The sequence below is a fragment of the Chryseobacterium sp. MEBOG07 genome, from assembly GCF_021869745.1.
GTDB classification, from domain to species: Bacteria; Bacteroidota; Bacteroidia; order Flavobacteriales; family Weeksellaceae; genus Chryseobacterium; species Chryseobacterium viscerum.
Map to the genome: position 1 here is coordinate 4,135,157 of NZ_CP084579.1, position 23,415 is coordinate 4,158,571.

The 23,415-nt window shown below is 36.4% G+C and carries 17 protein-coding genes, 2 tRNA genes and 1 pseudogene; 10 read left to right on the forward strand and 10 right to left on the reverse strand.

The annotated features are described in order from the left end of the window. The first annotated feature begins 46 nt into the window (after nucleotides 1-46). The 8 genes from LF886_RS18985 (at nucleotide 47) to LF886_RS19020 (ending at nucleotide 8,038) form a co-directional block, all read left to right on the forward strand. Nucleotides 47-1,543: a CoA-acylating methylmalonate-semialdehyde dehydrogenase gene (locus LF886_RS18985; RefSeq protein ID WP_236851134.1), complete on the forward strand. Its 1,497-nt coding sequence runs from the start codon at nucleotides 47-49 to the stop codon at nucleotides 1,541-1,543. A 6-nt stretch (nucleotides 1,544-1,549) separates the two neighbouring features. Beyond that, entirely contained in the window at nucleotides 1,550-2,710 is a 1,161-nt protein-coding gene (locus tag LF886_RS18990) for an acyl-CoA dehydrogenase family protein (protein WP_236851135.1), read from the forward strand. A gap of 15 nt (nucleotides 2,711-2,725) precedes the next feature. Continuing rightward, on the forward strand, nucleotides 2,726-3,835 hold the full coding sequence (locus tag LF886_RS18995; protein WP_236851136.1) for an enoyl-CoA hydratase/isomerase family protein: 1,110 nt from the start codon (nucleotides 2,726-2,728) through the stop codon (nucleotides 3,833-3,835). Between the two features lie 2 nt (nucleotides 3,836-3,837). Continuing rightward, nucleotides 3,838-4,722, forward strand: a complete 885-nt coding sequence (gene mmsB / locus LF886_RS19000; RefSeq protein ID WP_236851137.1) for a 3-hydroxyisobutyrate dehydrogenase — start codon at nucleotides 3,838-3,840, stop codon at nucleotides 4,720-4,722. A 2-nt stretch (nucleotides 4,723-4,724) separates the two neighbouring features. After that, complete coding sequence (locus tag LF886_RS19005; RefSeq protein ID WP_236851138.1) at nucleotides 4,725-5,507, forward strand: enoyl-CoA hydratase/isomerase family protein; 783 nt, start codon at nucleotides 4,725-4,727, stop codon at nucleotides 5,505-5,507. Nucleotides 5,508-5,515: 8 nt separating this feature from the next. Continuing rightward, a complete protein-coding gene (locus tag LF886_RS19010; RefSeq protein WP_236851139.1) occupies nucleotides 5,516-6,163 on the forward strand; it encodes an epoxyqueuosine reductase QueH in 648 nt (215 codons plus the stop codon). Continuing rightward, the gene (locus LF886_RS19015; RefSeq protein WP_236851140.1) at nucleotides 6,150-7,106 is read left to right on the forward strand and encodes a hypothetical protein; all 957 of its coding nucleotides are present in this window, start codon (nucleotides 6,150-6,152) and stop codon (nucleotides 7,104-7,106) included. Before LF886_RS19010 ends, LF886_RS19015 begins: the two co-directional genes overlap by 14 nt. A 107-nt stretch (nucleotides 7,107-7,213) precedes the next feature. Then, nucleotides 7,214-8,038: a 5'-nucleotidase, lipoprotein e(P4) family gene (locus LF886_RS19020; protein ID WP_236851141.1), complete on the forward strand. Its 825-nt coding sequence runs from the start codon at nucleotides 7,214-7,216 to the stop codon at nucleotides 8,036-8,038. A 193-nt stretch (nucleotides 8,039-8,231) separates the two neighbouring features. Here LF886_RS19020 and LF886_RS19025 read toward each other — a convergent pair whose 3' ends face one another. The 5 genes from LF886_RS19025 to LF886_RS19045 form a co-directional block, all read right to left on the reverse strand. Beyond that, nucleotides 8,232-8,756 (reverse strand): thermonuclease family protein, encoded by a 525-nt coding sequence (locus LF886_RS19025; protein ID WP_236851142.1) that lies wholly within the window; start codon nucleotides 8,754-8,756, stop codon nucleotides 8,232-8,234. Nucleotides 8,757-8,889: 133 nt separating this feature from the next. Then, nucleotides 8,890-9,615 carry a hypothetical protein gene (locus tag LF886_RS19030; RefSeq protein WP_236851143.1) on the reverse strand — a complete coding sequence of 242 codons (726 nt, stop codon included), beginning with the start codon at nucleotides 9,613-9,615 and terminating at the stop codon, nucleotides 8,890-8,892. Between the two features lie 4 nt (nucleotides 9,616-9,619). Continuing rightward, nucleotides 9,620-9,787 (reverse strand): hypothetical protein, encoded by a 168-nt coding sequence (locus LF886_RS19035; protein ID WP_236851144.1) that lies wholly within the window; start codon nucleotides 9,785-9,787, stop codon nucleotides 9,620-9,622. A gap of 95 nt (nucleotides 9,788-9,882) precedes the next feature. Beyond that, a complete protein-coding gene (locus LF886_RS19040; RefSeq protein ID WP_236851145.1) occupies nucleotides 9,883-10,275 on the reverse strand; it encodes a hypothetical protein in 393 nt (130 codons plus the stop codon). Nucleotides 10,276-10,805: 530 nt separating this feature from the next. After that, nucleotides 10,806-11,426 carry a hypothetical protein gene (locus tag LF886_RS19045; RefSeq protein WP_236851146.1) on the reverse strand — a complete coding sequence of 207 codons (621 nt, stop codon included), beginning with the start codon at nucleotides 11,424-11,426 and terminating at the stop codon, nucleotides 10,806-10,808. Nucleotides 11,427-11,591: 165 nt separating this feature from the next. On the opposite strand from LF886_RS19045, the gene LF886_RS19050 reads away from it, so the two are divergent. Next, nucleotides 11,592-11,666 (forward strand) — tRNA-Pro (locus tag LF886_RS19050). A gap of 32 nt (nucleotides 11,667-11,698) precedes the next feature. After that, nucleotides 11,699-11,772, forward strand: a tRNA-Arg gene (locus LF886_RS19055). Between the two features lie 586 nt (nucleotides 11,773-12,358). On the opposite strand, the pseudogene LF886_RS19060 reads toward LF886_RS19055, so the two are convergent. From LF886_RS19060 to LF886_RS19080, 5 genes and pseudogenes are all read right to left on the reverse strand, one after another. Beyond that, a pseudogene (locus tag LF886_RS19060) lies at nucleotides 12,359-13,300 on the reverse strand (recombinase family protein); the annotation flags it as partial. 140 nt (nucleotides 13,301-13,440) lie between these two features. Continuing rightward, a complete protein-coding gene (locus LF886_RS19065; protein WP_236851147.1) occupies nucleotides 13,441-13,659 on the reverse strand; it encodes a hypothetical protein in 219 nt (72 codons plus the stop codon). 948 nt (nucleotides 13,660-14,607) lie between these two features. Further along, nucleotides 14,608-15,588, reverse strand: a complete 981-nt coding sequence (locus LF886_RS19070; protein WP_236851148.1) for a hypothetical protein — start codon at nucleotides 15,586-15,588, stop codon at nucleotides 14,608-14,610. 210 nt (nucleotides 15,589-15,798) lie between these two features. Further along, a complete protein-coding gene (locus tag LF886_RS19075) occupies nucleotides 15,799-16,758 on the reverse strand; it encodes a hypothetical protein (RefSeq protein WP_236851149.1) in 960 nt (319 codons plus the stop codon). Nucleotides 16,759-16,784: 26 nt separating this feature from the next. Next, on the reverse strand, nucleotides 16,785-23,414 hold the full coding sequence (locus LF886_RS19080) for an RHS repeat-associated core domain-containing protein (RefSeq protein WP_236851150.1): 6,630 nt from the start codon (nucleotides 23,412-23,414) through the stop codon (nucleotides 16,785-16,787). Nucleotide 23,415 lies beyond the last annotated feature (1 nt).

The following is a 23,415-nucleotide window of genomic DNA, read 5'->3' on the forward strand; positions in this document are numbered from 1 at the left end:
GAAAATGAAAACTCACTCTCAACTTTTCACTCTCAATCTAAAAAACATGTCACAAAAAGTAAAAATATTAATTAACGGGGATTTTATAGAAAGCAAAGCTACAGACTATCTTCCCGTAGAAAACCCTGCTACACAAGAAATTCTTGCAGAAGTCCCTCTGACTGAATTGTCTGAAATAGACCAAGCCATAGAAGCAGCTACAGAAGCCTTCAAAATATGGAAAGAGATTGCTACTCCGGAAAGAGCAAGGTTCTTTTTAAAATACCAGCAGCTTTTAAAGGAAAATCAAAAAGAAATTGCCGAAATCCTGTCCAAAGAAAACGGAAAAACTTTTCCTGATGCAATGGGAGATGTATGGCGCGGAATTGAAGTCGTAGAACACGCCTGCAATATTCCAACGCTCATGATGGGAGAAACGGTAGAAAATGTTGCAAGAGGTGTCGATACCTACAGCTATATCCAGCCACTGGGTGTTTGTGCAGGAATTACCCCTTTCAACTTTCCGGCAATGATCCCTTTATGGATGTTCCCTATGGCCATTGCATGCGGAAATACCTTTATCCTGAAACCCTCCGAGCAAACCCCTATGACCTCAATGAAAATGGCAGAATTATTTTTACAGGCAGGTTTTCCTAAAGGCGTATTGAATATTGTTCATGGATCAAAAGATCAGGTAAATCATATTCTGAACCATCCGGAAATCAAAGCCATTTCGTTTGTAGGTTCCGTTCCTGTTGCAGAACATGTTTATCGTACAGGGACAGATAATCTGAAAAGAGTTCAGGCTTTTGGTGGAGCAAAAAATCACATGGTAGTCATGCCGGATGCCAATAAAGAACAGGTCATTAACAACTTGGTAGGAGCTTCCTGCGGGGCGGCCGGTCAGCGTTGTATGGCAATCAGTGTGGCTGTTTTGGTAGGTGAAGCTCAAAATTGGGTAGATGATATCAAAAAAGCTCTAAGCACCATTAAGCCGGGAGTCTGGTCTGATGAATCTGCGGCATTTGGTCCACTGATCAATAAACAGTCAAAAGATAAAGTTTTAAGATTGATCCAAAGTGCTTATGATCAGGGTGCCGAAGTATTACTGGATGGCAGTGATTGTAAAGTAGAAGGCTATGAGAACGGATATTTTGTAGGCGCAACGTTGTTCAATAACGTATCAACAGATATGGACATTTATAAAGAAGAAATTTTCGGACCTGCTTTATTACTGTTAAAGGCGGAAACATTAGAGGAAGCCATTAAAATAATCAATGCAAACCCTTACGGAAACGGAACTTCCATTTTCACGAATTCGGGAGCGGCAGCAAGAAAATTCCAGCACGAGATTGAAGTGGGGCAAATTGGGGTAAACCTTCCGATTCCTGTTCCATTACCGTTTTTCTCTTTTACAGGATGGAGAAAATCTTTCTTTGGTGATTTGCATTCTTACGGAAAACAAGGCGTTCGTTTTTATACGGAAACCAAAACCATTACAGCGCGTTGGTTTGAAGAAGATATCCCTGCAGGCGATTTGAATATGACGATCAGTTTAAAATAATTTTCCATGGAATTTAACCTAAATGAAGATCAACTGGCGTTTCAGGACGCAGCAAGAAAATTTGCTGAAAAAGAACTGGCACCTTATGCTTCGGAATGGGATGCTCAAAAGATATTCCCAAGAGAAGCAATTGCCAAAGCCGGAGCATTAGGTTTTTGTGGTGTTTACACCAGTGAAGATGCAGAAGGTTTGGGATTATCACGATTAGACGCAACCATTATATTTGAAGAACTGGCAGCAGCCTGCCCTTCCACTACCGCCTACATTACGATACACAATATGGTCTCATGGATGATTGATGAATTTGGAAATGATGAGATCAGAAAGCAACTTTGCCCGGGGTTGGCTTCAGGAAAATTATTAGGTTCCTATTGTCTTACAGAACCGGGTTCAGGTTCAGATGCGGCAGCCTTAAAAACAACCGCCGTAAAAGCAGATAACAACTATATCATTACCGGGACTAAAGCATTTATTTCCGGGGCAGGCGAAAGTGATATACTCATTGTCATGGCCCGTACAGGAGATTCCGGGTCCAAAGGGATCAGTGCTTTTGTTGTACCTGCTGACACTGAGGGAATCAGTTTCGGTGAGAAAGAGAAGAAACTGGGATGGAACACTCAGCCTACCCGATTTGTTTTCTTTGATCATGTGAAAGTGGATGAAAAAAACCTTTTAGGTGAATTGGGACAAGGATTTAAAATAGCATTGAAAGGTCTGGACGGCGGACGTATCAATATCGGAACATGTTCTGTAGGAGCAGCACAGGGAGCGATCAATCAGGCCCGAAAATATATGCATGAAAGATTGCAGTTCGGAAAATCACTGGCACAATTTCAGTCGATGCAATTTAAGATCGCTGATATGGCAACAGAATTGGTTGCCGCCCGGCAAATGGTACATTTAGCAGCTTTCAAATTAGATTCCAAAGATCCCAATGCCACGACTTACTGCGCCATGGCAAAACGTCTGGCCACCGATATGTGCTTTAATATCTGTAATGAAGCATTGCAAATATTGGGCGGATATGGATGTACCCAGGATTTCCCGGTAGAACGCCTTATGCGTGACGCCAGAATTCATCAGGTGGTAGAAGGAACCAATGAAATTATGAAGCTGGTGATTTCAAGAAAGATTTTAGAAGAAGGGGAAATATCACAAATCCGTTAATTCAAAAAATTAAAAATGAGCTTAATACTAACAGAAATAAAAAATAAAGTCGGGATAATCACCCTGAATTCCGAAAAAACACTCAATTCTCTTTCATTGGAAATGATCGAAGAACTGAAAACCGTTTTGGAAGACTGGAAAACATCCGATGAAGTAGCCTGCTTATTCATCCAGGGAGCAGGTGAAAAAGCCCTCTGCGCTGGAGGAGATGTAAGAAAGCTGCATGATGCTATTATTGAACAACAAAGCATTGATGGAACAAAAATACCTCAGCAATGTTTTGATTTCTTTTCAAAGGAATATCAGGTAGACTATACCATTCATACGTATCCGAAGCCGATCATCGTTTGGGGGCACGGAATTGTCATGGGTGGCGGAATCGGAATTATGGTCGGGGCATCACACCGGATTGTTACAGAACGAAGCAAACTGGCAATGCCGGAAATCACCATTGGTTTGTATCCGGATGTAGGAGGAACCTGGTTTTTAAATAAAATGCCCTCCGCCTATGGAATTTATTTAGGATTAACAGGAGCAAGATTAGACGGTGCAGACTGTAAGTTTCTGGGATTGGCAGATTATTATATTCCGTCTTCTGCAAAAGAAATCATCCTTGGTGCTCTTGAAAAAGCGCAATGGAATGGAAATAATCATCAAACCGTTTCTGCTATCCTGGAAAATATCTCTAAAGAAACAGATATTCCGGAATCACAGGCACAGATACACCATTCCTTCATTAAACAATTTGAAGATGTTAATTCTTTAGAAGAATTCAGAGAAATACTGGTCAACCATCCTGACAAAGATGATTGGATTAATCATGGATTTAAAAGCTTTGAAGTGGGCTCTCCAAGTTCAGCTAATATCATCTTCAGACAATTGAAACAAGGTGAAAATGCAAGTTTGGAGGAAGTATTTCAATCCGAACTGAACTTGTCCTGCCAATGCTGCATTCATCCTGATTTTGCAGAAGGCGTAAGAGCTTTATTGGTAGATAAAGACCAATCTCCACAATGGCACCCGGCTACATTAAATGATGTTACGAAAGAATGGGTAGACCGTTACTTTACTCCACTTTGGTCTCACGAAGAACATCCATTAAAAAATTTAGGAAAAAAAGAATAAATATGGCGAACATAGCATTTATAGGATTAGGAAATATGGGTGGGCCAATGGCCGCAAACCTGGTAAAAAATGGCCACAACGTTATTGGATTTGACCTTTCCAGCTCTGCTTTAGAAGCATTAGTTTCTGCAGGCGGACACATCTCCGATTCAGCTTTAGCAGCATCTAAAGACGCAGATGTGGTCATCTCTATGCTGCCATCAGGCAAACACGTTGCTGAACTGTATTCTGAAGAATTCATCAGCCAGCTGAAACCCGATACCTTATTGATTGACAGCAGTACGATTGACGCTGTTACCGCCCGTTCTGTTGCTCAGCTGGCAGCTTCAAAAGGCTGTAAAATGATTGACGCACCCGTTTCCGGAGGTACCGCAGGAGCGCAGGCAGGAACCTTGACTTTTATTGTAGGAGGCAAGACCAAAGACTATGAAAAAGCAAGCCCCCTATTAAAATGTATGGGACAGAATATTTTCCATGCAGGAGACTCAGGAGCGGGACAGGTTGCTAAAATCTGTAACAATATGCTATTGGCTGTACACATGATTGGAACCTCTGAAGCGATCAATTTAGGAGTCCGTCATGGTTTGGACCCTAAAACATTAAGTGAAATAATGCAGAAGAGCTCCGGCAGAAACTGGTCGCTGGAAGTCTACAACCCATACCCCGGAGTTATGGAAAATGCGCCCGCTTCCAGAGAATATTCGGGAGGTTTTGCAGTAGACTTAATGACAAAGGATTTAGGATTGGCAGCAGAAGCAGGACTGGAAACCAGAACCTCTACCCCATTGGGAAATGCTGCTTTAAACCTCTATAGAATATGGAGTGAAGCCGGAAATGGTACAATCGATTTTTCAAGCATTATTCAATTCTTAAACAAACATCAATAATCATGAATTTTGAAACATTACTATACCAGCAGGAAGGACATATCGGCACGTTAACCATAAACCGTCCACAAGCTTTGAATTCTTTGAATGAAACGGTTTTAAAAGAACTGAAATCATTTGCCGATCAAATCAAATTGAACAAAGACATTCGTGTTTTGATCATTACCGGATCAGGTGAAAAGGCTTTTGTTGCAGGAGCTGATATCAAAGCAATGCAGGGCATGACCCCAAAAGAAGCAACAGATTTCTCGATTATGGCTCAAACCGCTTTCAATTCCATTGAAGAATTACCGTTCGCTGTTATCGCAGCTGTAAATGGTTTTGCATTGGGCGGTGGCTGTGAACTGGCATTGTCTTGTGATATTATTCTGGCAAGTGAAAAAGCTAAGTTCGGATTACCGGAAGTAACTCTTGGACTACTACCCTGTTTTGGTGGAACCCAGCGTTTGCCAAGAGCCATCGGATTGTACAAAGCAAGGGAAATGGTGTTTTCCGGTGAATTCTATTCAGCAGAAGCTTGTAGAGAATTTGGATTTGTAAACCGTGTTATTACCCCTGAAGGGCTATTGAATGAAGCTCACAAACTAGCGGCAACGATTGCCTCAAGAGGTCCTGCAGCTGTAGCAAAAGCAAAGCAATCATTGAATACAGGGATTGAATTACATATCACAGAAGGCTTACAACAGGAGGCCGTTTTATTCGGAGAATTATTTGATACGCAAGATCACAATGAAGGTATTGGGGCATTTATAGAAAAAAGAAGTCCTGATTTTAAAGGAGAATAATAAAGAAAATGAATTTTGAAAGAGAGAAATTAGTTTTGCCGGAAGGTGGTAAAAAGCTTCTTCTGCATTCCTGCTGTGCTCCTTGTTCGGGAGAGGTCATGGAAGCAATAATCGCTTCGGATATTGACTTTACTATTTTTTTCCACAATCCCAATATTCATCCAAAGAAAGAATATGAATTAAGGAAAGAAGAAAATATCCGTTTTGCAGAAAAGCATAACATTCCTTTTGTTGATGCTGATTATGATGTTGACGATTGGTTTGCCAGAGCCAAAGGGATGGAATGGGAACCTGAGAGAGGAATCCGATGCACCATGTGTTTTGATATGCGCTTTGAACGTACTGCATTATATGCCTACGAAAACGGATTTGACATCATTTCCAGCTCGTTGGGAATTTCCAGATGGAAAAACATGGATCAAATCAACGATTCCGGTATACAGGCAGCCAGCCATTATGAAGGAATTACATACTGGACATATAACTGGAGGAAAAAAGGCGGCTCAAAACGAATGCTGGAAATAAGTAAAGAAGAAGAATTCTACATGCAGGAATATTGTGGCTGCGCTTATTCTTTACGGGATACCAACAAATGGAGACTAGAAAATGGAAGAGAGAAAATAAAATTGGGTGAAAAATATTATGGAAAAGAATGAGAACGTATTATGGGGTGAATTTGGACTACAACTGGAACAAAAAATAAGGTCATTCCATCAGAATGTACACCCGATCAGTATAGGGAATAATGCAGAAGAGCTGAAATATTTTGTGTCATTAATGACCTTTGAAGCCCATGAGATAAAAAAAGTATCGGAAACAACCAATCAACATTCTATTGATCAAAAATTTTCAGATCCTGAAAGTACATCATTTGATCCGTTACAATTAGCAGTTCAATATTTTCAGAATGGCGAAACAGATGATGCATGCTGGCTGCTGTTTTTATACTCCTATATTGGAAAACATCCCAATTATGAATGGAACCTGCTTAGAAAAATGTATTTAAACACTGACAATAATAAAGTGTGGAAATGGGAAAATATAAGTACCCATTATGAGGTTTTTCAGGAATGGTTTTTGGAAAATATCCCTGTCATAAAAGATAATGCGGGACTGGGAGAGCATCACAAATATTCTGATCTTAGCGACTCCAAAGCAATTGTCATATGCCGGGATATACAGGAATATATTCTTTGGATACAGGAATTTGGAAATCATCATACCCTCTTATCGAATCAGGCAGAAATCACTCCTACTAAACTATTTCAGGAGCTGTATAGATCAATGGATGCTAAAACCAGTTTTAATAAGCTTATTAAGTTTAAATATTTAAGTCTGTTAGGCATTCTTTCTATATTTCCTATTCAACCCGATCAGCCCTATCTGAATGATTTTATCTTATCCAGAAGAGGAGCACAGCATCTTTTTGAAAGTAAGAACCGCAAAAAAATTCCTGTGGAGAAATTGAATGCTCTCTTACTTTCATTACATCATTATTTGGAAGTAAACCATGGCTTAGAAGTATTACAGAAAGTCTTGGCAAAATGGGGGAAAGAAAGATTTAAAGTAGAAAGACAAAATTTTAAAAGATATATTTGATTTTGTAGGAGGCTGGCATATTCTTATGACCGGTCTCCTTTTTACCTCTACAAATAGTTGTAATAAAAATCAAATTGTTATAATTTTGCTTTTCCTATTCAAATTCAATGAAAAATTTTAATCTCATTATCGCAAGCTGTTTCTTTATCTCGATACTATCGTGTACGTCAACAGCTCCAGTTTCAACAGCTTCCACCCAAAGAACGCCCTATCAAAACCTTGGACGTGACGGAAAAATATATGCTGCATTTTATCAGCAAAGAGCAGCAGAATATGAAGCCTTGTGTCTTCAGGCATACAACATTGCAAAACTCCGTCTGGATGAAGCTTTAGCACAAAAATCAGAGAAACCTTTAGCAATCGTTTCAGACATTGACGAGACTTTTTTAGATAATTCTTATTACGCCGTTGAACGTTCAAAGATGGGAAAGAATTACGATCAGAAAACATGGGAAGAATGGACGGCAAAAGGGATTGCCAAACCCCTTACTGGTTCTCAGGAGTTCTATCAGTATGCTGCAAGTAAGGGAATTCAGGTTTTCTATGTGACCAATCGTATTGAGCAGGAACGTGAAGGAACCCTGAAGAACTTAAAACAATACAATTTCCCGCTTCAAAACGATACCAATCTTATCCTTAGATCAAAAGAAAGCAGTAAGGAAAACAGAAGAAAGGATATTGCTAAAAATTACAATATTGTTTTACTGTTAGGAGATAATCTTGCCGACTTCTCAGCTATATTTGATAAAAAATCGGAGACGGAACGATCTGCTGCTGTGAAAAATTCAGCAGATGATTTCGGTAAGAAATTCATTATCATTCCCAATGTAGGTTACGGAGACTGGGAATCTTCATTTTATAATTACAAATACGATTACACCGATCAGCAAAAAGATTCAATGATGTACGATGCTGTGAAATCTAATCCTTAAACAATATTTTTCAACCTCCCATTAAGTTCTTATAACAAAGAACTGGGGAATTCGATCAAGCTTAAAAAAACCTCACAACTTTGCTGTGAGGTTTTTTTATATATCTTCATACATAACACTTCCCTATTAATGGTTCAGCTTACGTTAAGTCTTCTTTTCAAAAACTTTATTTATCCTATCGGATTTGGGGTATTTATGCTGCTCCTTTTACTTTTGTTTCGTTTTTGGATGCTTCGTATTTTTGTTTTCTAAGCTCATCACGCTTCATTTTTCTATATTCCCAGGGAGCTACAGCATTAGCATCCTGCCAGAGACCGGCTTTTCTATACTGTGCATTTTCCTGGAGCTTCCCCAAAGAAGCATCTTTGGAATAAGAGAAATACCACCATCCCAATCCAGCTTTGATAAGCTCCTTGGAAAGGTATTTTCCATTGTCATAATATACTTTCGCAATAGATCTGCCATAGCGATCTGTAGTGGTTTCAACAAAACTTACGGTTTTCCCGAAGACCTGAGCAGAAGTAAATTGTTTGGCATTTTTCCCAAACGCTTGTCCACTTTCCGGACAGTCGACTTCGGCCAGTCTGATTTTTTTTTGTTGATTGCCTTTAAGCAGTAAAGTAATGGTATCTCCGTCTGAAATTTTGATCACTTTTCCGGTTGTCTGTGAGAATAGAAATACAGGGAAAAGTACGTACAGCAGCATTAATCGTTTCATGCGGCAAATATAGGAATTAGTGGGTCTTGTTTAATTAAAAAACCTCGCATTTTGCGAGGTTTTTTTTAATATTGAATTAAGTTATTTGACTTTTTTTACCTCAAAGTTGGGAGACTTTGTGGAGTGGGAGTATCTAAAATTCTACTGTCATTTTTTTAGATCTAAAAAATGTTATTAAATGTTTTATATCATTAATAATATTTTCAGAGTTTAATTTATTAAAATTTTTAAAAAGAATAAAAGGTAGTTCTTGTGGCCCTTTGGCACATATCATTGAAATACAATCCTCAAACTGATAGAAATTTGAACCACAGTACGCTCTTTCTCCAAATATTTCTTTTCCTAAATAATAAAATAAATCAATTTGTTCTTTTATCATAAGACAGTCAATTGCTATTTCATAATTAATGAATTTGGAAGGAGTTTTTGACCAATAAAAACAAGCTGATACGTATGAGTATTTAAAATCAGTATCTATTTCATTCCAATTTATTTCTTTATTATGTTGCCATAAGTTGTATATATCAATGACGTCTTGTTTATAAAAAATATGTTTATCATGTGACATTATTGATTTAATCTCGATATCATCCCCATCATTAATATCTCTTGTAAATATGTCAGAAAAAATCATGTACATATCAAACCAATTAATTTCACCTCGTTCTAGTTTTTGATTTTTATATGCTACATAAAAGTCATACTCTCCACTTAGTAAATCAATATCTTTATTAATTAATTTAATATTTTTAAAAATTACTGTTCGTAAAGAAGTTCTGGAGTAAGGAACTAATTGAATATAATTACATTTAAAAAATTCTTTTTCATCAATCCTAAGGGATATTTCTAATAAATCCATAATACTAATCTTTCTTTTTATATTCGTGTATTGATTCATAATGATCAAAGGTATATCCTACATGTTCTTCCCATTTACCTGTTTTTTCATTTATACTTGCTTTATATAATATTCTATAATCATCTTTTTCACCAGGCACGTTAACTCTATATTCTAAAGCTCCATCAAACAATCTTTGCGTTTTTGATGGATTAGTTGTCCGGGAAACATCATATCTCTTTTGAAAACCATAATCATAAAATCGTGGTTCAACATATCTACCTGCTTTTACAAATTTTTAATACCCGGACAAGTATATAGCGTTGAAATATCAAAAGGAAACTTTATATTTATGATATCTGAACTCCCTGCTTTGCTAAAAATAATATCCAGGCCAACAAATAATGATTCTGTGCTTAGTAAAAAAACTTTATCCTTTTTATTGTTCTTTTCAAAAATCAGATTTATAATATTCCAATCACTTCTAGTAAGAATCTTGTTATCTATTATATTTCCAATTTGTTTAAACGATTCTTCATCTATTTTCACACAATAATATGTTTTGTCTCCATTACTATTTTTCTGAATACAGTTAAATATATACCTCTCATTTTCAAATGAAATAACCGACGTTATAATATCATCATACCAATCAATTATATGTAGTTTAGTAATGATCATGTCTTACTTAAGTTTAAAAATTTTATTCATAATCGACTTTTAATATTTATTGATCAGATTTTACCAGCTTCATAAAATCTTTATAGCCGATTTGTATAGTTGATTAAAAAAAACTCATCACAATAATCACTAAACTTAGCAACATACTTTAAAATATCTTCTTTGTAAAATAGTAAGATATAATTATTCCCCGCCGGGCAGTTTGGTCTTGGAAAGTATTCTTCATACTTTCCTTTAAATAGTATTGAGTCAATTTTCTGGCTGGGCTTTAAAGAATCTATAAGGGTAAAATTCAATTTTCCTATTTTCGGATAAAGAATACGGTCTTGGTCAGATACTTCACTTAGGTATAATTTATTTTTTGAAGCATCAGAGTCCCAAGGCTTTTTATTATATTCATAAACTTTAACATGATCGTATCCGTATGAACTTGAGTATTCCTTATTACAGGAAACAAGAAAACAAAACACCGCGAAAAGCGTAATAATAGACCTGAGAAATAACAGCCATGATTTCATAGATTGAAATATTTACGGATTGATTTTAATGGTTTTAAAGACTTTTAAAAATACCTCTTTATTCTCTTCGCTGATGTCGCTAACAATAATAGCCATCTTATTTTTGTGAATATCTACACTATCAAAATGAACACCGATAGATCCTTTATCCATTTTTTTAGGCAGCATAATTTGAGCCCTGTGCTTATTGATGGTATCGTAGTAATAATAATTAACGTTATAAATTCCATTTTTGTAATCTCTATCAGAATTATCAGATAAATAGGCTTTAATTTCTCTGTTATTCTTAAACTTTTCAAAAATTTCAGGTTCCACTGTAACCATATAATTATCTTCTTCAAAGGGTTTATAATCACCATAATAAATATAGCCAATACGTTTGTTTCCTGTATTGATGCTATATACCCTTGAGTCTATGGCGTGTTCTTGCTTAACGGCAAATGATTCGGGTAAACTAAGAGATATATTGGCAATTTTATAGATTATAAATTTTTCATTCCTGCAACAAGAATACATCATCATCAAAAAACAACTGAGCAGAAGAAAATGAACTCCCGTTTTCAAAGCTGTTTTTTTATATTTTGGGATAAGAATGTTTAATGTGAACAAAAAAAGCGATTTTTTTTTAATCATTTTTAAAGTAGGCTAAATCAATGGTTATTAACAGGCTAAAGGTAATGAAAAAGGTTTCATGAAAAATTAATTAAAAATTATCCTTTATTTTATTTTTTTATTAAAAAAAGAATTGCAAATTTGCAACCCTAAAAACGAAGTAAAATTCGTTATTGGTGACACCTTCGGGGCGTAGCGTAGTCCGGTCATCGCGCCTGGTTTGGGACCAGGAGGTCGCAGGTTCGAATCCTGCCGCCCCGACTGTTTTAGTAGTTTTCTCAAAACTACTCAATGGGTGCGTAGCTCAGCTGGATAGAGCATCTGCCTTCTAAGCAGACGGTCAAAGGTTCGAATCCTTTCGCGCTCACACGACTGACAGTAGAAATTTTAGAAATTTCCTGTCGGTCTTTTTTTTTACCTAACTCTTTGTTTATCAAAAAGATATAATCTGCAATTGGGTTAATTTTAGGTGTTTGAAAAGACGTTCCATTAAAAACCAGTTTTTCGGGATAAATCGAACACGCAATCTTTCTTTTAGTCTCTAAATCGCCCTGTACATACAGTTTTGATATAGTTGAGATGGCATCTAGTGCTTTATCGAGTTTTGCTGGTATATTAAGTGCCTTTGATTCTGTTATTATAAAACTAACTTTATCTTCCAATTGATCAATCTGCTCTTTACAGCTTTTCTTCACTTCACGATAATCTTCTTCATCTATTTTGTCTGATAGGAATAGATCTCTTGCTTTAGTAATCTTTCCGTTTAGTGCCTCTATTTCTCGTGATATAGCTTTTTTATTTTCATCAATTCCTCCTGTAAATGCCCTATAATTGTTTAATAGTAAAGTTTTTAATATGTCTTTAATACCAGGATTAAATTCATATTTTAAGAGTTCTTTTTCAAATGCCTCATTCAATAATTCTGAGCTGACACGAAATCCGCATTTCCAGTTACAGTGGTAATAGTAATATATTTTAGCTTTTCCTTTAGAACCACTGGCTGTTAGATTGTTACCACATTTCGGACAAGTTAACAGACCCCTGAGTGGATAGCGTTCATTTGAAAGAACCTTCCCGCTAGGTCTTTCAACTTGTTTCCTGCCATTCATAACCTGTTGTACTTTATAAAATAAAGCCTCACTAATCAACGCTTCATGTTTCCCTTTTATATAATACTCCTCCTCTTGCTTGTGTCCCTTTATATATATTCTTCCACAGTACACAGGGTTTCTTAAAGCTTCAATAAAAGCATTTCTTGTAATCTGTCTTCCTCCTCTTTCATTCATTTGGATTCTCACATGTTCGGATGGTAAAAAGCCTTTAGAAACCTCGTTAAAAGCCCAAATTATATTTGATGCTTCAGGCTCCTTTACAGCTACATATTTTTTACCATCTTCCATACTTCTGTTTAAATAACCATAAGGTGCAGTTCCCATCATTCTCCCCTCTTTCTTGGCCCGTCGCATTCCATAAAACACATTCAGCGCCCTACGGTCATTTTCTACTTCGGGTGTAGACAAATAGATTGCTAATAATAGCTTGTTTTCAGGAATAGACATATCAAGAGGTTGTTCAATAGCCTGCGCTGAAACACCAAGACTATGCAATTGAGTGATCATCTGATAGGCGTCACTGGTGTTCCTGCTAAATCTATCCCACTTAGTGAATAATACCAGTTTAGTTTTAGTACTTTTCTTTTTAAGGTATTTTAGGTAATCAATCCACTTGGGACGCGTAAAGGTCTTAGCTGAGTGATCCTCAATAATGACCTCCCCTATCGTAATATTATGTGTAAAGCAATGCTTGCGGAGCCTTTCCTCTTGATCTCTTTGAGAATAGCCTTTATCCGCCTGCTCATCAGTAGAAACTCTGATGTATAAATCAGCGATTATCATGATCGTATATTTTATTAAAAAATTAGTTGAGTGGAATAAAATGCGAGCGAATAACAGTTTGATTAGTATAATTTAATGTGGTATGGATAGGTAAATTTCTTAAAGTTGTGCTCAACATTTCACAGCTAAGTTACAAAATATCAAGCAGGTGAGAAAAATTCTTTTAAAGTTATTTTGGTTAAAAGATAAAGAAATGCCATAATTTCTTCCGCTTCATCCATCTCAACCTCAATACCGGCATTGTGTAATAATTCCATAGCTTTTTCTAACGGAATCTCTTTGATCGTTATTAAATGTCCAAACTCATTTACATCAAGCGGTCCCTTGATGGGCTTACTAATGCTTTTTTTCTTTTTCATGCCAGTACTTGAAGCTTACTAGTTTCTTAGACTGTCTTATCAATCTAAGGGGCTAGCAAAGTATTATTATACTACATAATTTGCTTCAATATGGCTTCGTGTGGCTTTATTTGGCTCTAATTAGCTCTAATTGGCCTTCAAAAAATCATTATAAAAGGAAGTAACTCACTATAAATGAAATCCATGCTCTTAATTTATAATCTTTCATGCCCTCCTCTGTTCCCCCTCCTTAAGTTCTATCTGGACACGTCGGATCACAATAAAAATATACTGTTCTATTGTTTTGTTATAAATTCTTTATGTTCTTTAGAATCTTAGATATTTTGTGGCTAATTACCATTGCGGAATCCTTTATCAGGATCACTGTCAATGGGCAAATAGGGCAAGTATTTTTATAACTTGCAGGCACTCTAAACACAATAATATAAGTGCAAAAGCCCACAATCAATTCTTGAAAGTCTGCAAACTGATCAGCCTGCTGAATCCAGGGGTAAGGAAGATTAGAACGATGACCAAATGTTCGCTCAATTTGGAAATGGAGAGCAACCGTAAAAAGGCAATCGAGAAGAAATGGATAAAGAAAAAATCAATATAATCCGGAGAAATAATATATTTATATGCAGTGCTAATTCCATCAGTAGAAGTAATTTTGTTGGTAAATATATTGCTACTATAAGGATAACCCACCAACATCACCACCTAAGAAATTACCGCCTGCAAAAACAGAGCTCAGCCCTCCTGACACGACACTTGGCAATACAAACTTAATGGCTCCGGGGTTGCTGGCTATATTTCCTAATGTTCCTGAGATTGCTGCTCCGCCAATAGCACCACCTTGTACAGCGCTCCATAACTTCTGTCAGCCCAATTTCATATGGTTTCCCTGCGTAATAGAACAAAAGTAGGAATACTCCTACTTTTGCTTTTTGTCAGTTATAATAATAATAATTAATCTTCTGAATCGAAAGATTCTTCTATAAACTTTATGTATTCCTTTGTTGTCTGATACAACATGTCATAATAGAAATAAACATGCCGTTTATAATCATCTTCAAACTCGTTCGTATTATACAACCTTACAGTACCATTATTTAAAAATTCTTTCCTTGTACCATCATCTATTACAATTTCTAGATCACTGACTTTGTAAATTGTTTTAGCTCCAAAAAAAGCACCAAAACTAAACGTTGGGGGATCAAAATGTGGATGTACAAGCGTATTAAAAATAACTATTCTATTTATATTTTTTTTATCAGTCTTCTCAAAGATAATAAGTTTGTATTCCGGGGCTTCCCACCAGCCTTTTCTAAAATTAATTTTACAAGACTGATAATCTGTTTCAATTCCTACAAAATATTTTCCTTTAAAAGGTTTGTATTTTATAATAGTCTTTCCAGAAACAATTTTCTCAGTAAAATCAGCAAATTTCAAATCTAATAAGGCCTGATAATATAATATCCATCCTTTCACATTAAAGAAAGGCCCGTTGACTAATACATTATAAAGCTTTGCTTCATTTACGATCTTATCTTCAAAACACTTAAATTGACTTATTTGCTGATATATTTCCTCTTCTTTATGATTAGCCCAAAATATCTCTTTTGAAAACGTTTCTTTTTCCAACTTTAATGGGGTTAATATTGTAGAATTATCATAGGTATGCCCTAAGTTATCTATTGCCAATACCTGATAAGTACTCATCTTATTTTTGAATATTACTGTGTTATAATCAACAATAAATTCCAAATGGGATAGTCGCTCTTCCAAAAAATTGATATGATCATTTAAGTCACCGTAAGAAATTCTCGGATCTAAAATTCTTAGAAAAATACTGCTTCCCAATGCGGTATTTTGGTTTTTAAGAATGTATTGCAGAGTTTGATCTGCAAATATTTTCTCATCCAATTCAATATGAGCAAATTTGTTCATAAATAATAGTTATTTTAATAAAAATTAAGGTAATGCCCATGCGCCACAACCCGCACATTCCCATGTAGCAACTCCCATCACCACTTTGTACATAATGTAACCTGCGGCCGCAATAATAGCCTAATAAGGACATGATTGGTGATTTCATTCCGTAATAGAACAAAAGTAGGAATACTCCTACTTTTGCTTTTTGTCAGTTATAAATAATAATTAATCTTCTGAATCGAAAGATTCCTCTATAAACTTTATGTATTCCTGTGTTGTCTGATACAACATGTCATAATAGAAATAAGCATGCCGTTTATAATCATCTTCAAACTCGTTAGTATTATACAACCTTACAGTACCATTATTTAAAAATTCTTTCCTTGTACCATCATCGGTTACAGTTTCTATTTCACTAATGTCCTGTCTTGTTTTTGTTCCAAAATAACCAGTAAAACTAAACGTTGGAGGATTAAAATGTGGATGTACAAATTTTTCAAAAGTAACTATTCTTTTTATCTTTTTAGCATCTATCTTCTCAAAGATAATAAGTTGGTAGGCTGGTTCTTCCCACCAGCCTTTTCTGAAATTAATTTTACATAACTGATAATCTGTTTCAATTCCTATAAAATATTTTCCTTTGAAAGGTTTGAATTTTATTATAGCCTTTCCGGAAACAATTTTCTCAGTAAAATCAGCAAATTTCAAATCTAGTAAGGTCTGATAATATAATATCCATCCTTTCACATTAAAGAAAGGAGCATTGATTAATACGTTATAAAGCTTTGCTTCATTTACGATCTTATCCTCAAAACAATTAAACTGACTTATTTTCTGATAGTTCTCTTCCTCTTTTGCGTTTGCCCAAAATATTTCCTTTGAAAAGTTCTCCTTTTCAGACGTTATTTTGTTTAATAGCCTAGTCGTCCTATGGGTATGGTCACTGAACCCACTTAGAGAATTTTTGAATTTGACAGTATCATAATCCACAAAAAATATAAGATGAGATAACCTCTCTTTCAAAAATTCAATGTGATCATTTAGGTCTCCATATGAAATTCTGGGGTCTAAAATATCCAAAAATAGGCTACTCCCTAAAGCTGTATTTTGGTTTTTTAGAATGTATTGCAGGGTTTGATCTGCAAATATTTTCTCATCTAATTCAATATGAGCAAATTCGTTCATAAGTAATAGTTAAATTAATAAAAATATTAAGGTAAAGCCCAGGCACCACAACCCGCACATTCCCATGTTGCCACTCCCATCACCACTTTGTACATAATATAAGCTGCTGCTGTGATAATAGCTGCATTTCGAACATCTTTAGCATCCACTACAGGTTGTCTTTGTTTTTCCTGTGACTTACAGTTTATACAATTGTAATATATCATACCATCTCTTCCCAGCGGAACGGTATAACTGAATTGATAACCCGTTTTATAATCAGTTTGTATTGTTCCATTAATTGGAGGAGTAGGTGCGCCCTGAGATGATCCTACATAAAATTTTTCATGTAATAACATAGTCAGTGCATCTGCATATACCTGGTTTTGGTATTGCCCTTTTAATGAAAGTGACGACTCAATAAAATGTCCGATAGGCTTAAGTTCCCATACCGCATTAATTCCATTATTCATGTAATATAAATCTGGTCGCATTTTAAGATCCCATTTCCATATGGATTGTGTTCTTTCAGGAAACCAGTTTTTCTGTAGTATACGATCATTTTTAAAATAATCAGCCATTGCTCTGTGTGCATAAATACCCATCATCTGTGGTGTTAAATCATATATACCCTCACCTTCAAGATTATAATCCGGAGAAATGACATACTTATATGCATTTGTGATCCCATCAGTATTAGTTATATTATTCGTAAATAAATTACCTGAGTAAGAGATTCCACCAATAGCACCACCCAATAGATTAGATCCTGTAAACGCAGAGTTCAACCCTCCTGAAATGATACTTGGCAGTACAAATTTAATGGCTCCCGGATTACTTGCAATATTTCCCAGTGTTCCTGAGATCGCTGCTCCGCCAATTGCGCCACCTAATACAGCGCTCCATGACTTCTGCCAGTCCCATTTTCCGGGGTTCCAGTTACCATTATTAGCGGCAACACCATTTAAATAACCTCCCGCTAAGGCTCCAGCAAACCACATCCAAAATTCCCCGTTAGGGTCATTGTACATCAGCGGGTTATTCATCACATACCCGTACTTGTTATAGTTTTGGGTATTGGTAGGATCCTGTATATTCTCATCAGCATTTAAGAACCTTCTTAATAATGGATCATACAACCTGCCATTCATGTGGATAATTCCCACTTTCATAAAATGCTCATGTCCGGTATAACCACGGTCTACAATAAGATCCTTCGACAAGCTCAGGATGACATCCTTGTTAGTGTTAATCACTCCGGTTCCAATCTTCAGGTGGGTAAGGTTACCCCATGCATCATAATGTCGTTGCTCCAGTCTTTTACCATCCTGATCCGAGATTGCCAGTATACTGCCTAAATAATCTTTGTGCAAAAATTTATAAGATCCGCTACTCTGTTCAAAGTCTTTCAAATATACAACATTACTCTCATAAGGAGTACCTTCGATATACAGAATATGCTTTTCCTTTCCGGTAGACGAGTTTTTTACGATTTCAAAACTTCCGTCTTCATTATAAAATTTGCTGAAACGATTCTCCCATTGAGGCTCATCTATGCTCCCGGTCTGTTCTGCAATATTAACTCTTTGTCTCATACTGCCTAACCCATACCCAAAATTAATCTGAGCCTTTTCTCCCTGAATCTGTACCGGATCATTGTTCTCATTATAAACAACAGTTTGGATAAGATCACCTGTATAATTCTGTACTCCGTTATTATTAAGGCTCATTCCCGTAGGTTGATAAATTTTTGATGAGTTATCAAATTTTATCTCTCCAATCTGATCATTTTGTCTGATTCTGCCTTTTTCATCATATCCATTTTTGGAAAGTTGCCCCGTGATTGGATTTGTCCAGTTAAGAAGCCTATTATTGTCATCATATTCAAAAGATTCAATGATATTAAAATCTCCGAATGTTTTTCGGGATTTCAGCTCATTTCTGATGGCATTGAAGCCGTACTGAATATTCAATATAGATTGCTGTTGGGAAGAGCTATGTTTAATTTCTGACAGCATCCCTGTAGTATCATTATAAGTGTTAATAATACTGGCAGCTCCTAACCTTTCTCCAAGAAGCTGTCCTTTTGCATTAGTTTCCAAAAGCTCCCAAAGAACTTTGTCCTGCTGCTGATCTTTGATCTGGTAGAGCTCTCCATTCCAATCATTATATACATTTTCTATACTGGCCTCAGTAACTATACCTGATGATGATAGCTGCTTTACGTAAGAAGTTATTCTTCCTTTATCATCATATGAAATATCTTTTTGCGCATAAGTTTTTCCATTGCTGTTCTCTGTAGATGATTCTATGCTCCCATTAGGATGATAGGTATACACAATATCATAGGCTTGTCCATTTACAGTACCCAACTTTTTTGTTGGCAGTCCTTTCGCATCATATGTGTAAGAAATATCTTTATTGGTTGCTGCCCCTCCATCGTTTGTTGAAAGTTCTTTTTGGGAAACAAGCTGCCCCAGGTTATTGTAGGTATATTCTTTGGTTCCCTTTGGACTTACCACCTTTTTAGTTTGTCCTAATCCATCATACTCATATTTGTAGACTCCATTTGAAGGGTCGTTAAATTCAGATTTCCTTCCCCATACATCATACACTGTTGTGACGGTATTTTCAGCATACTGAGCTTTGAGCTGCTGTCCGGCTGCATTGTAAGAAAACGTTATGGTTCCTCCCTTATCTGTAGAAGAAATAGTATTTCCTAAAGCATCTGCCGTTTTGACCGTGGTTCTTCCATAATCATCAGTATGGGTTTCTTTTACCGTTGTTGTAAGACCAGATATTGTAGTTTCGGTCTGTTTACCTGTAAATGCAGTGGCTGTAACTTTAGCCGGAAATACATTATCATCATATATAATGGTATTCCACTTATTGGCAGTCTGCCCATCAAAATAAGACTCGGATTGCTTTATTTTTCTACCCAGAAAATCATACTTAATTTCCTGAGATACATATTGCCCTTGTGCGAAAGCCTTTGTTGTTGTCTTATATACCTGTCCAAATTTGTTGGTAAATGTTTTGGATATATTACCATCAGGTTCCGTCTTTGTTACGGTAACATTGTCGCTAGTATCCCTTTCGTAAGTATAAATAGTTTTTCCTTGAACACTGTTTTCAGAGACTACGAGTTTCCCCCAATTATCATAATTGTTTACAAGGGTATTTCCTAAAGGATCAGTCTGGGTTAACACCTGCCCCCATTCGTTATATGTAATTCCGGTTTCCAATCCCAGGTTATCCGTTTTATTAATAACGAATCTTCCCGTGGGATCATACTGAAACGTTATATTTTGAGTTTGAGCATCTATACTATTACTCAATGTCTTTCCTGTTATATTTCCAAAACCATCATTAATATAGGTTTCCAAAATATAACCTGTATTATTCCCATTCCATTTTTTAAGCGTTTTCAGCTTATTATTAGCATAAGTATATTCTTCTTTGGCAGACTTGGTATCTCCATATGCCTGTATTGTTTCTGTTTTGGATTTCAGACGCCCTATATAATATGCGCTTCCAGTCCCTGAAGGATTATGTTCATACTCAAATCCGGAAGTTGTAATCCCATAGGAGCCATTAACCTTTGAAATAGACAACGTAGGCAGGTAATATTGTCCATAAATAATATTATTTTCTGCAATCGTTCCTGTTAAAAAGTCCTTTGTTCTGCTCCTTGCAGGTAAAATAGCGGTTACGATTTTCGGCTTGTCGGCATCCGAAACTGTATTGACTACCTGACCGTTCAAGAATTTTACGGTTTGATAAGTATTGGTTTTTAAACTTATTAACTGGGTGTTATTTTCAGAAAGATCGTCAGGAAAAATAGCTGCATACTGTTTGGTAGTCCATTCTTTCAAAGGCACACCATCATTTAAAGGGTCAATTTCCACACCTGACCATATTATGGTATTTGTGGTACTACTTCCATATTCATCAGTATACCATGAAGATCTTACCATTTTTCTGAAACCTACCATCCCTTTACCCAGAATATTAGCGGTAAGACCTCTGTACTTAAATTTCTGTCTTAATTGGACATTTGTAAAAGGGTCCTGAGGCTTCGGCCGTGTCTGTGTCATTTCGGAAACCACATACATTCCGTATGACTGATTGATTTCTACATAAGGATAATTTTCTGTTTTAGCTTTATCATATATGCCATCAGCTTTATTTAATTTCCAATAGGTGATATCAGTGGTAACTCCCCCTTGAACTATTTTTTTAATACGGGCTTCCCCTGTTGCATCTATATAAGGACTGGACGCAAGATCCTGTTCGTTCCCAAAACCATACGTTTCGCCCTGTAAAGAAACCATTGCAAAACGCCTTACCATACCACCTGTCCATTGATCAACTGAAAGTCCCATAACATCTCTTCGGGTTTGAGCAAGTTCTGGATTAATATTGCTTCCATTGAGATAAACAACTTCATCCGGAAAACCATAACCACCTGCTGCTAATGGTAATTCTCCTGAAAGAGCCGAGAACATACGTGCTGTTGCTGTGTAATTTCTTACGTATTTAACACCCTGCCCACTATCCTGTGTGTCCTGCTTACGATAATATCTGCCGCCTTCCAGCATAACAAGCTCCGTTTTCCCATCATTATTAATATCATAGGCTACAAAAGTTCTTGGGTTTGCCACCGTTATATGGTCATATGCATCTTTGGTAATTCTTCTGGTTGGCTCCGGTCGGTAAAATACTTTAGTCTCTTCTTTAAAGGCATTTCCTTTCGAGGTATAGAGATACCAGATAGCGGAAGTAGGGGTTCCTGGCATCATGAGATCACTTAGCCCATCACCATTATAATCTCCCACAAGACTGTCCTTCCAATATCCTTTTATTGTTTCATCATTAGCCGGATTAAAAGGAGCTATAAATGATTCATACTTCCCTTGTACATTTTTCTTAAAAGTAATCAGTAAAGGTTTCAAATCCTGGCTTAATTTCAGAAGATCAAATACCCCATCACCATTGAAATCTCCTGCTCTGTACAACGCAAACACATCGCTGTCTATCTGATCATAGTCAGGATAAAGCTCCAGTGGATAATACCATCCATTACCCTGAATGGACTCATCGGGATCTACCACATAATATCTTTTAGTACTGCTACATTCCTGGGGAGGTTTAGCAGCAGCATTCATACTTACAGGATGACATTCCTTATCATTGAGAACCAGGACAAGCTCGTTGAGACTATCCCCGTTGAAGTCAACACTTTTTAATCCTGTAACGGTAGTCTGTACGCCGTTACTTACACCTCCCATTGAATTATCATAATCTGCGGCTGGAATAGTTTTAGTGTAATCCAGAACCAACTGATTATCTTCCGTAAGCCCATAGAAAGAGAGCACAAGGTCTGATGGGGTAGTGGAGGAATTAAGCACCTTTTTTTTAAGTACAAATCCCTGACGGTTACGGACAAGATTGCCTTTTTTTAAATTTACAACAACAGCGTCTTTAACTCCTGATAAGGAATTTCCTACAAATACGGGCAGTCCGGTATTGTAATAATAACCACTTTCACTATAGAAATCAAAGTAATTACTGTAAAGATATAATCCTACCTGGGGTATTTTGGCTGATGTTTGAGCATGATATCTTAATATGTCAAGATTACTGTCGCCATCAAAGTCACCCACTACATCGGTATCAGGATTTGGCCTTAGCGTATAGTTATGGTTCCATCTGTTATTTTTAAAAAGGGGTTCTTCATAAGTAAACACTACTGGATTGGCCTCTTCATTATTACTGTTTAGCGTTGTAATCTTTTCCAAATACCTGTATTGATTTTGGGGCAGATTCCTGTAAGAAATTTTATATTTCTTGTATTGTTTACCTTGAGTTGAAACCACAATTGATTCAAGCTGCTTAGACTGTGTAAATAAAACTCCTTTGATATAGGCGGTTTCCTGAAAAGGTCTTGCCACAAAAAGAAAATCAATTTTATTCATATGCTGGGTTCCCTTCACCTCATTGCCTCCCCACTGGATGGCGCTGATGACCGATACGTTACCTTCAGAAGTATAATTGTAAGTCACATAATTGCCATTACTATCTCTTGACTTTACAATATTATAATCAATAGGCGTTCTGGCAGAACTATCTCCTGACGCCGTAGCTCCGTACCATACCTGTGAGCCGTCAGGAGAAGTGACTTCCCAATATTCAGGACCTTGCCAGCTTTGTCCGGCGATGCTTCCCACGGACTTAATTTTAACATTGGAATATTTTTCAGTTTCATATTCTGCTCCATCTTTCCCGTATTCTCCTGATTTTAAAATTAATCTCTGACCATTAAAACTGTAATAATCAGAATAATCAAGCTGTACCCCCTTTGTGATACCATCTTTTTCAAGATTCTTTCCAACCCTTGAAATTGCATTTATTCCTGAAATATTCCAGCTATATCCTGCAAGCCCGTTTGCCGCACCACTTGTATAAAGAAGGCTGATATTGGGAGCTGCATTTTTAATGCCCAGAGGAAGATCTATAGGAAGTGTATACTGAAGCTGTCCTGCCCCTGTAACGTCTATATTTCCTTTAGTATCATGAAATTTAGGAGTAGGGGTCTGCGAAAAGCAGAATACCGATATAAAAGATAATAGGAATGATGAAAATATCTGTATTTTCTTATGATTGTACTTTTTCATC

What these genes read in the sequence shown, in the direction of transcription:
- LF886_RS19005 (WP_236851138.1), top strand. Translation starts at nt 4,725, where the DNA reads ATGAATTTTGAAACATTACTATACCAGCAGGAAGGACATATCGGCACG.
- LF886_RS19040 (WP_236851145.1), bottom strand. Translation starts at nt 10,275, where the DNA reads ATGATCATTACTAAACTACATATAATTGATTGGTATGATGATATTATA.
- LF886_RS19065 (WP_236851147.1), bottom strand. Translation starts at nt 13,659, where the DNA reads ATGAAAAAGAAAAAAAGCATTAGTAAGCCCATCAAGGGACCGCTTGAT.
- LF886_RS19025 (WP_236851142.1), bottom strand. Translation starts at nt 8,756, where the DNA reads ATGAAACGATTAATGCTGCTGTACGTACTTTTCCCTGTATTTCTATTC.
- LF886_RS19010 (WP_236851139.1), top strand. Translation starts at nt 5,516, where the DNA reads ATGAATTTTGAAAGAGAGAAATTAGTTTTGCCGGAAGGTGGTAAAAAG.
- LF886_RS18990 (WP_236851135.1), top strand. Translation starts at nt 1,550, where the DNA reads ATGGAATTTAACCTAAATGAAGATCAACTGGCGTTTCAGGACGCAGCA.
- LF886_RS19075 (WP_236851149.1), bottom strand. Translation starts at nt 16,758, where the DNA reads ATGAACGAATTTGCTCATATTGAATTAGATGAGAAAATATTTGCAGAT.
- LF886_RS18985 (WP_236851134.1), top strand. Translation starts at nt 47, where the DNA reads ATGTCACAAAAAGTAAAAATATTAATTAACGGGGATTTTATAGAAAGC.
- LF886_RS19045 (WP_236851146.1), bottom strand. Translation starts at nt 11,426, where the DNA reads ATGATTAAAAAAAAATCGCTTTTTTTGTTCACATTAAACATTCTTATC.
- LF886_RS19020 (WP_236851141.1), top strand. Translation starts at nt 7,214, where the DNA reads ATGAAAAATTTTAATCTCATTATCGCAAGCTGTTTCTTTATCTCGATA.
- mmsB (WP_236851137.1), top strand. Translation starts at nt 3,838, where the DNA reads ATGGCGAACATAGCATTTATAGGATTAGGAAATATGGGTGGGCCAATG.
- LF886_RS19070 (WP_236851148.1), bottom strand. Translation starts at nt 15,588, where the DNA reads ATGAACAAATTTGCTCATATTGAATTGGATGAGAAAATATTTGCAGAT.
- LF886_RS18995 (WP_236851136.1), top strand. Translation starts at nt 2,726, where the DNA reads ATGAGCTTAATACTAACAGAAATAAAAAATAAAGTCGGGATAATCACC.
- LF886_RS19030 (WP_236851143.1), bottom strand. Translation starts at nt 9,615, where the DNA reads ATGGATTTATTAGAAATATCCCTTAGGATTGATGAAAAAGAATTTTTT.
- LF886_RS19080 (WP_236851150.1), bottom strand. Translation starts at nt 23,414, where the DNA reads ATGAAAAAGTACAATCATAAGAAAATACAGATATTTTCATCATTCCTA.
- LF886_RS19015 (WP_236851140.1), top strand. Translation starts at nt 6,150, where the DNA reads ATGGAAAAGAATGAGAACGTATTATGGGGTGAATTTGGACTACAACTG.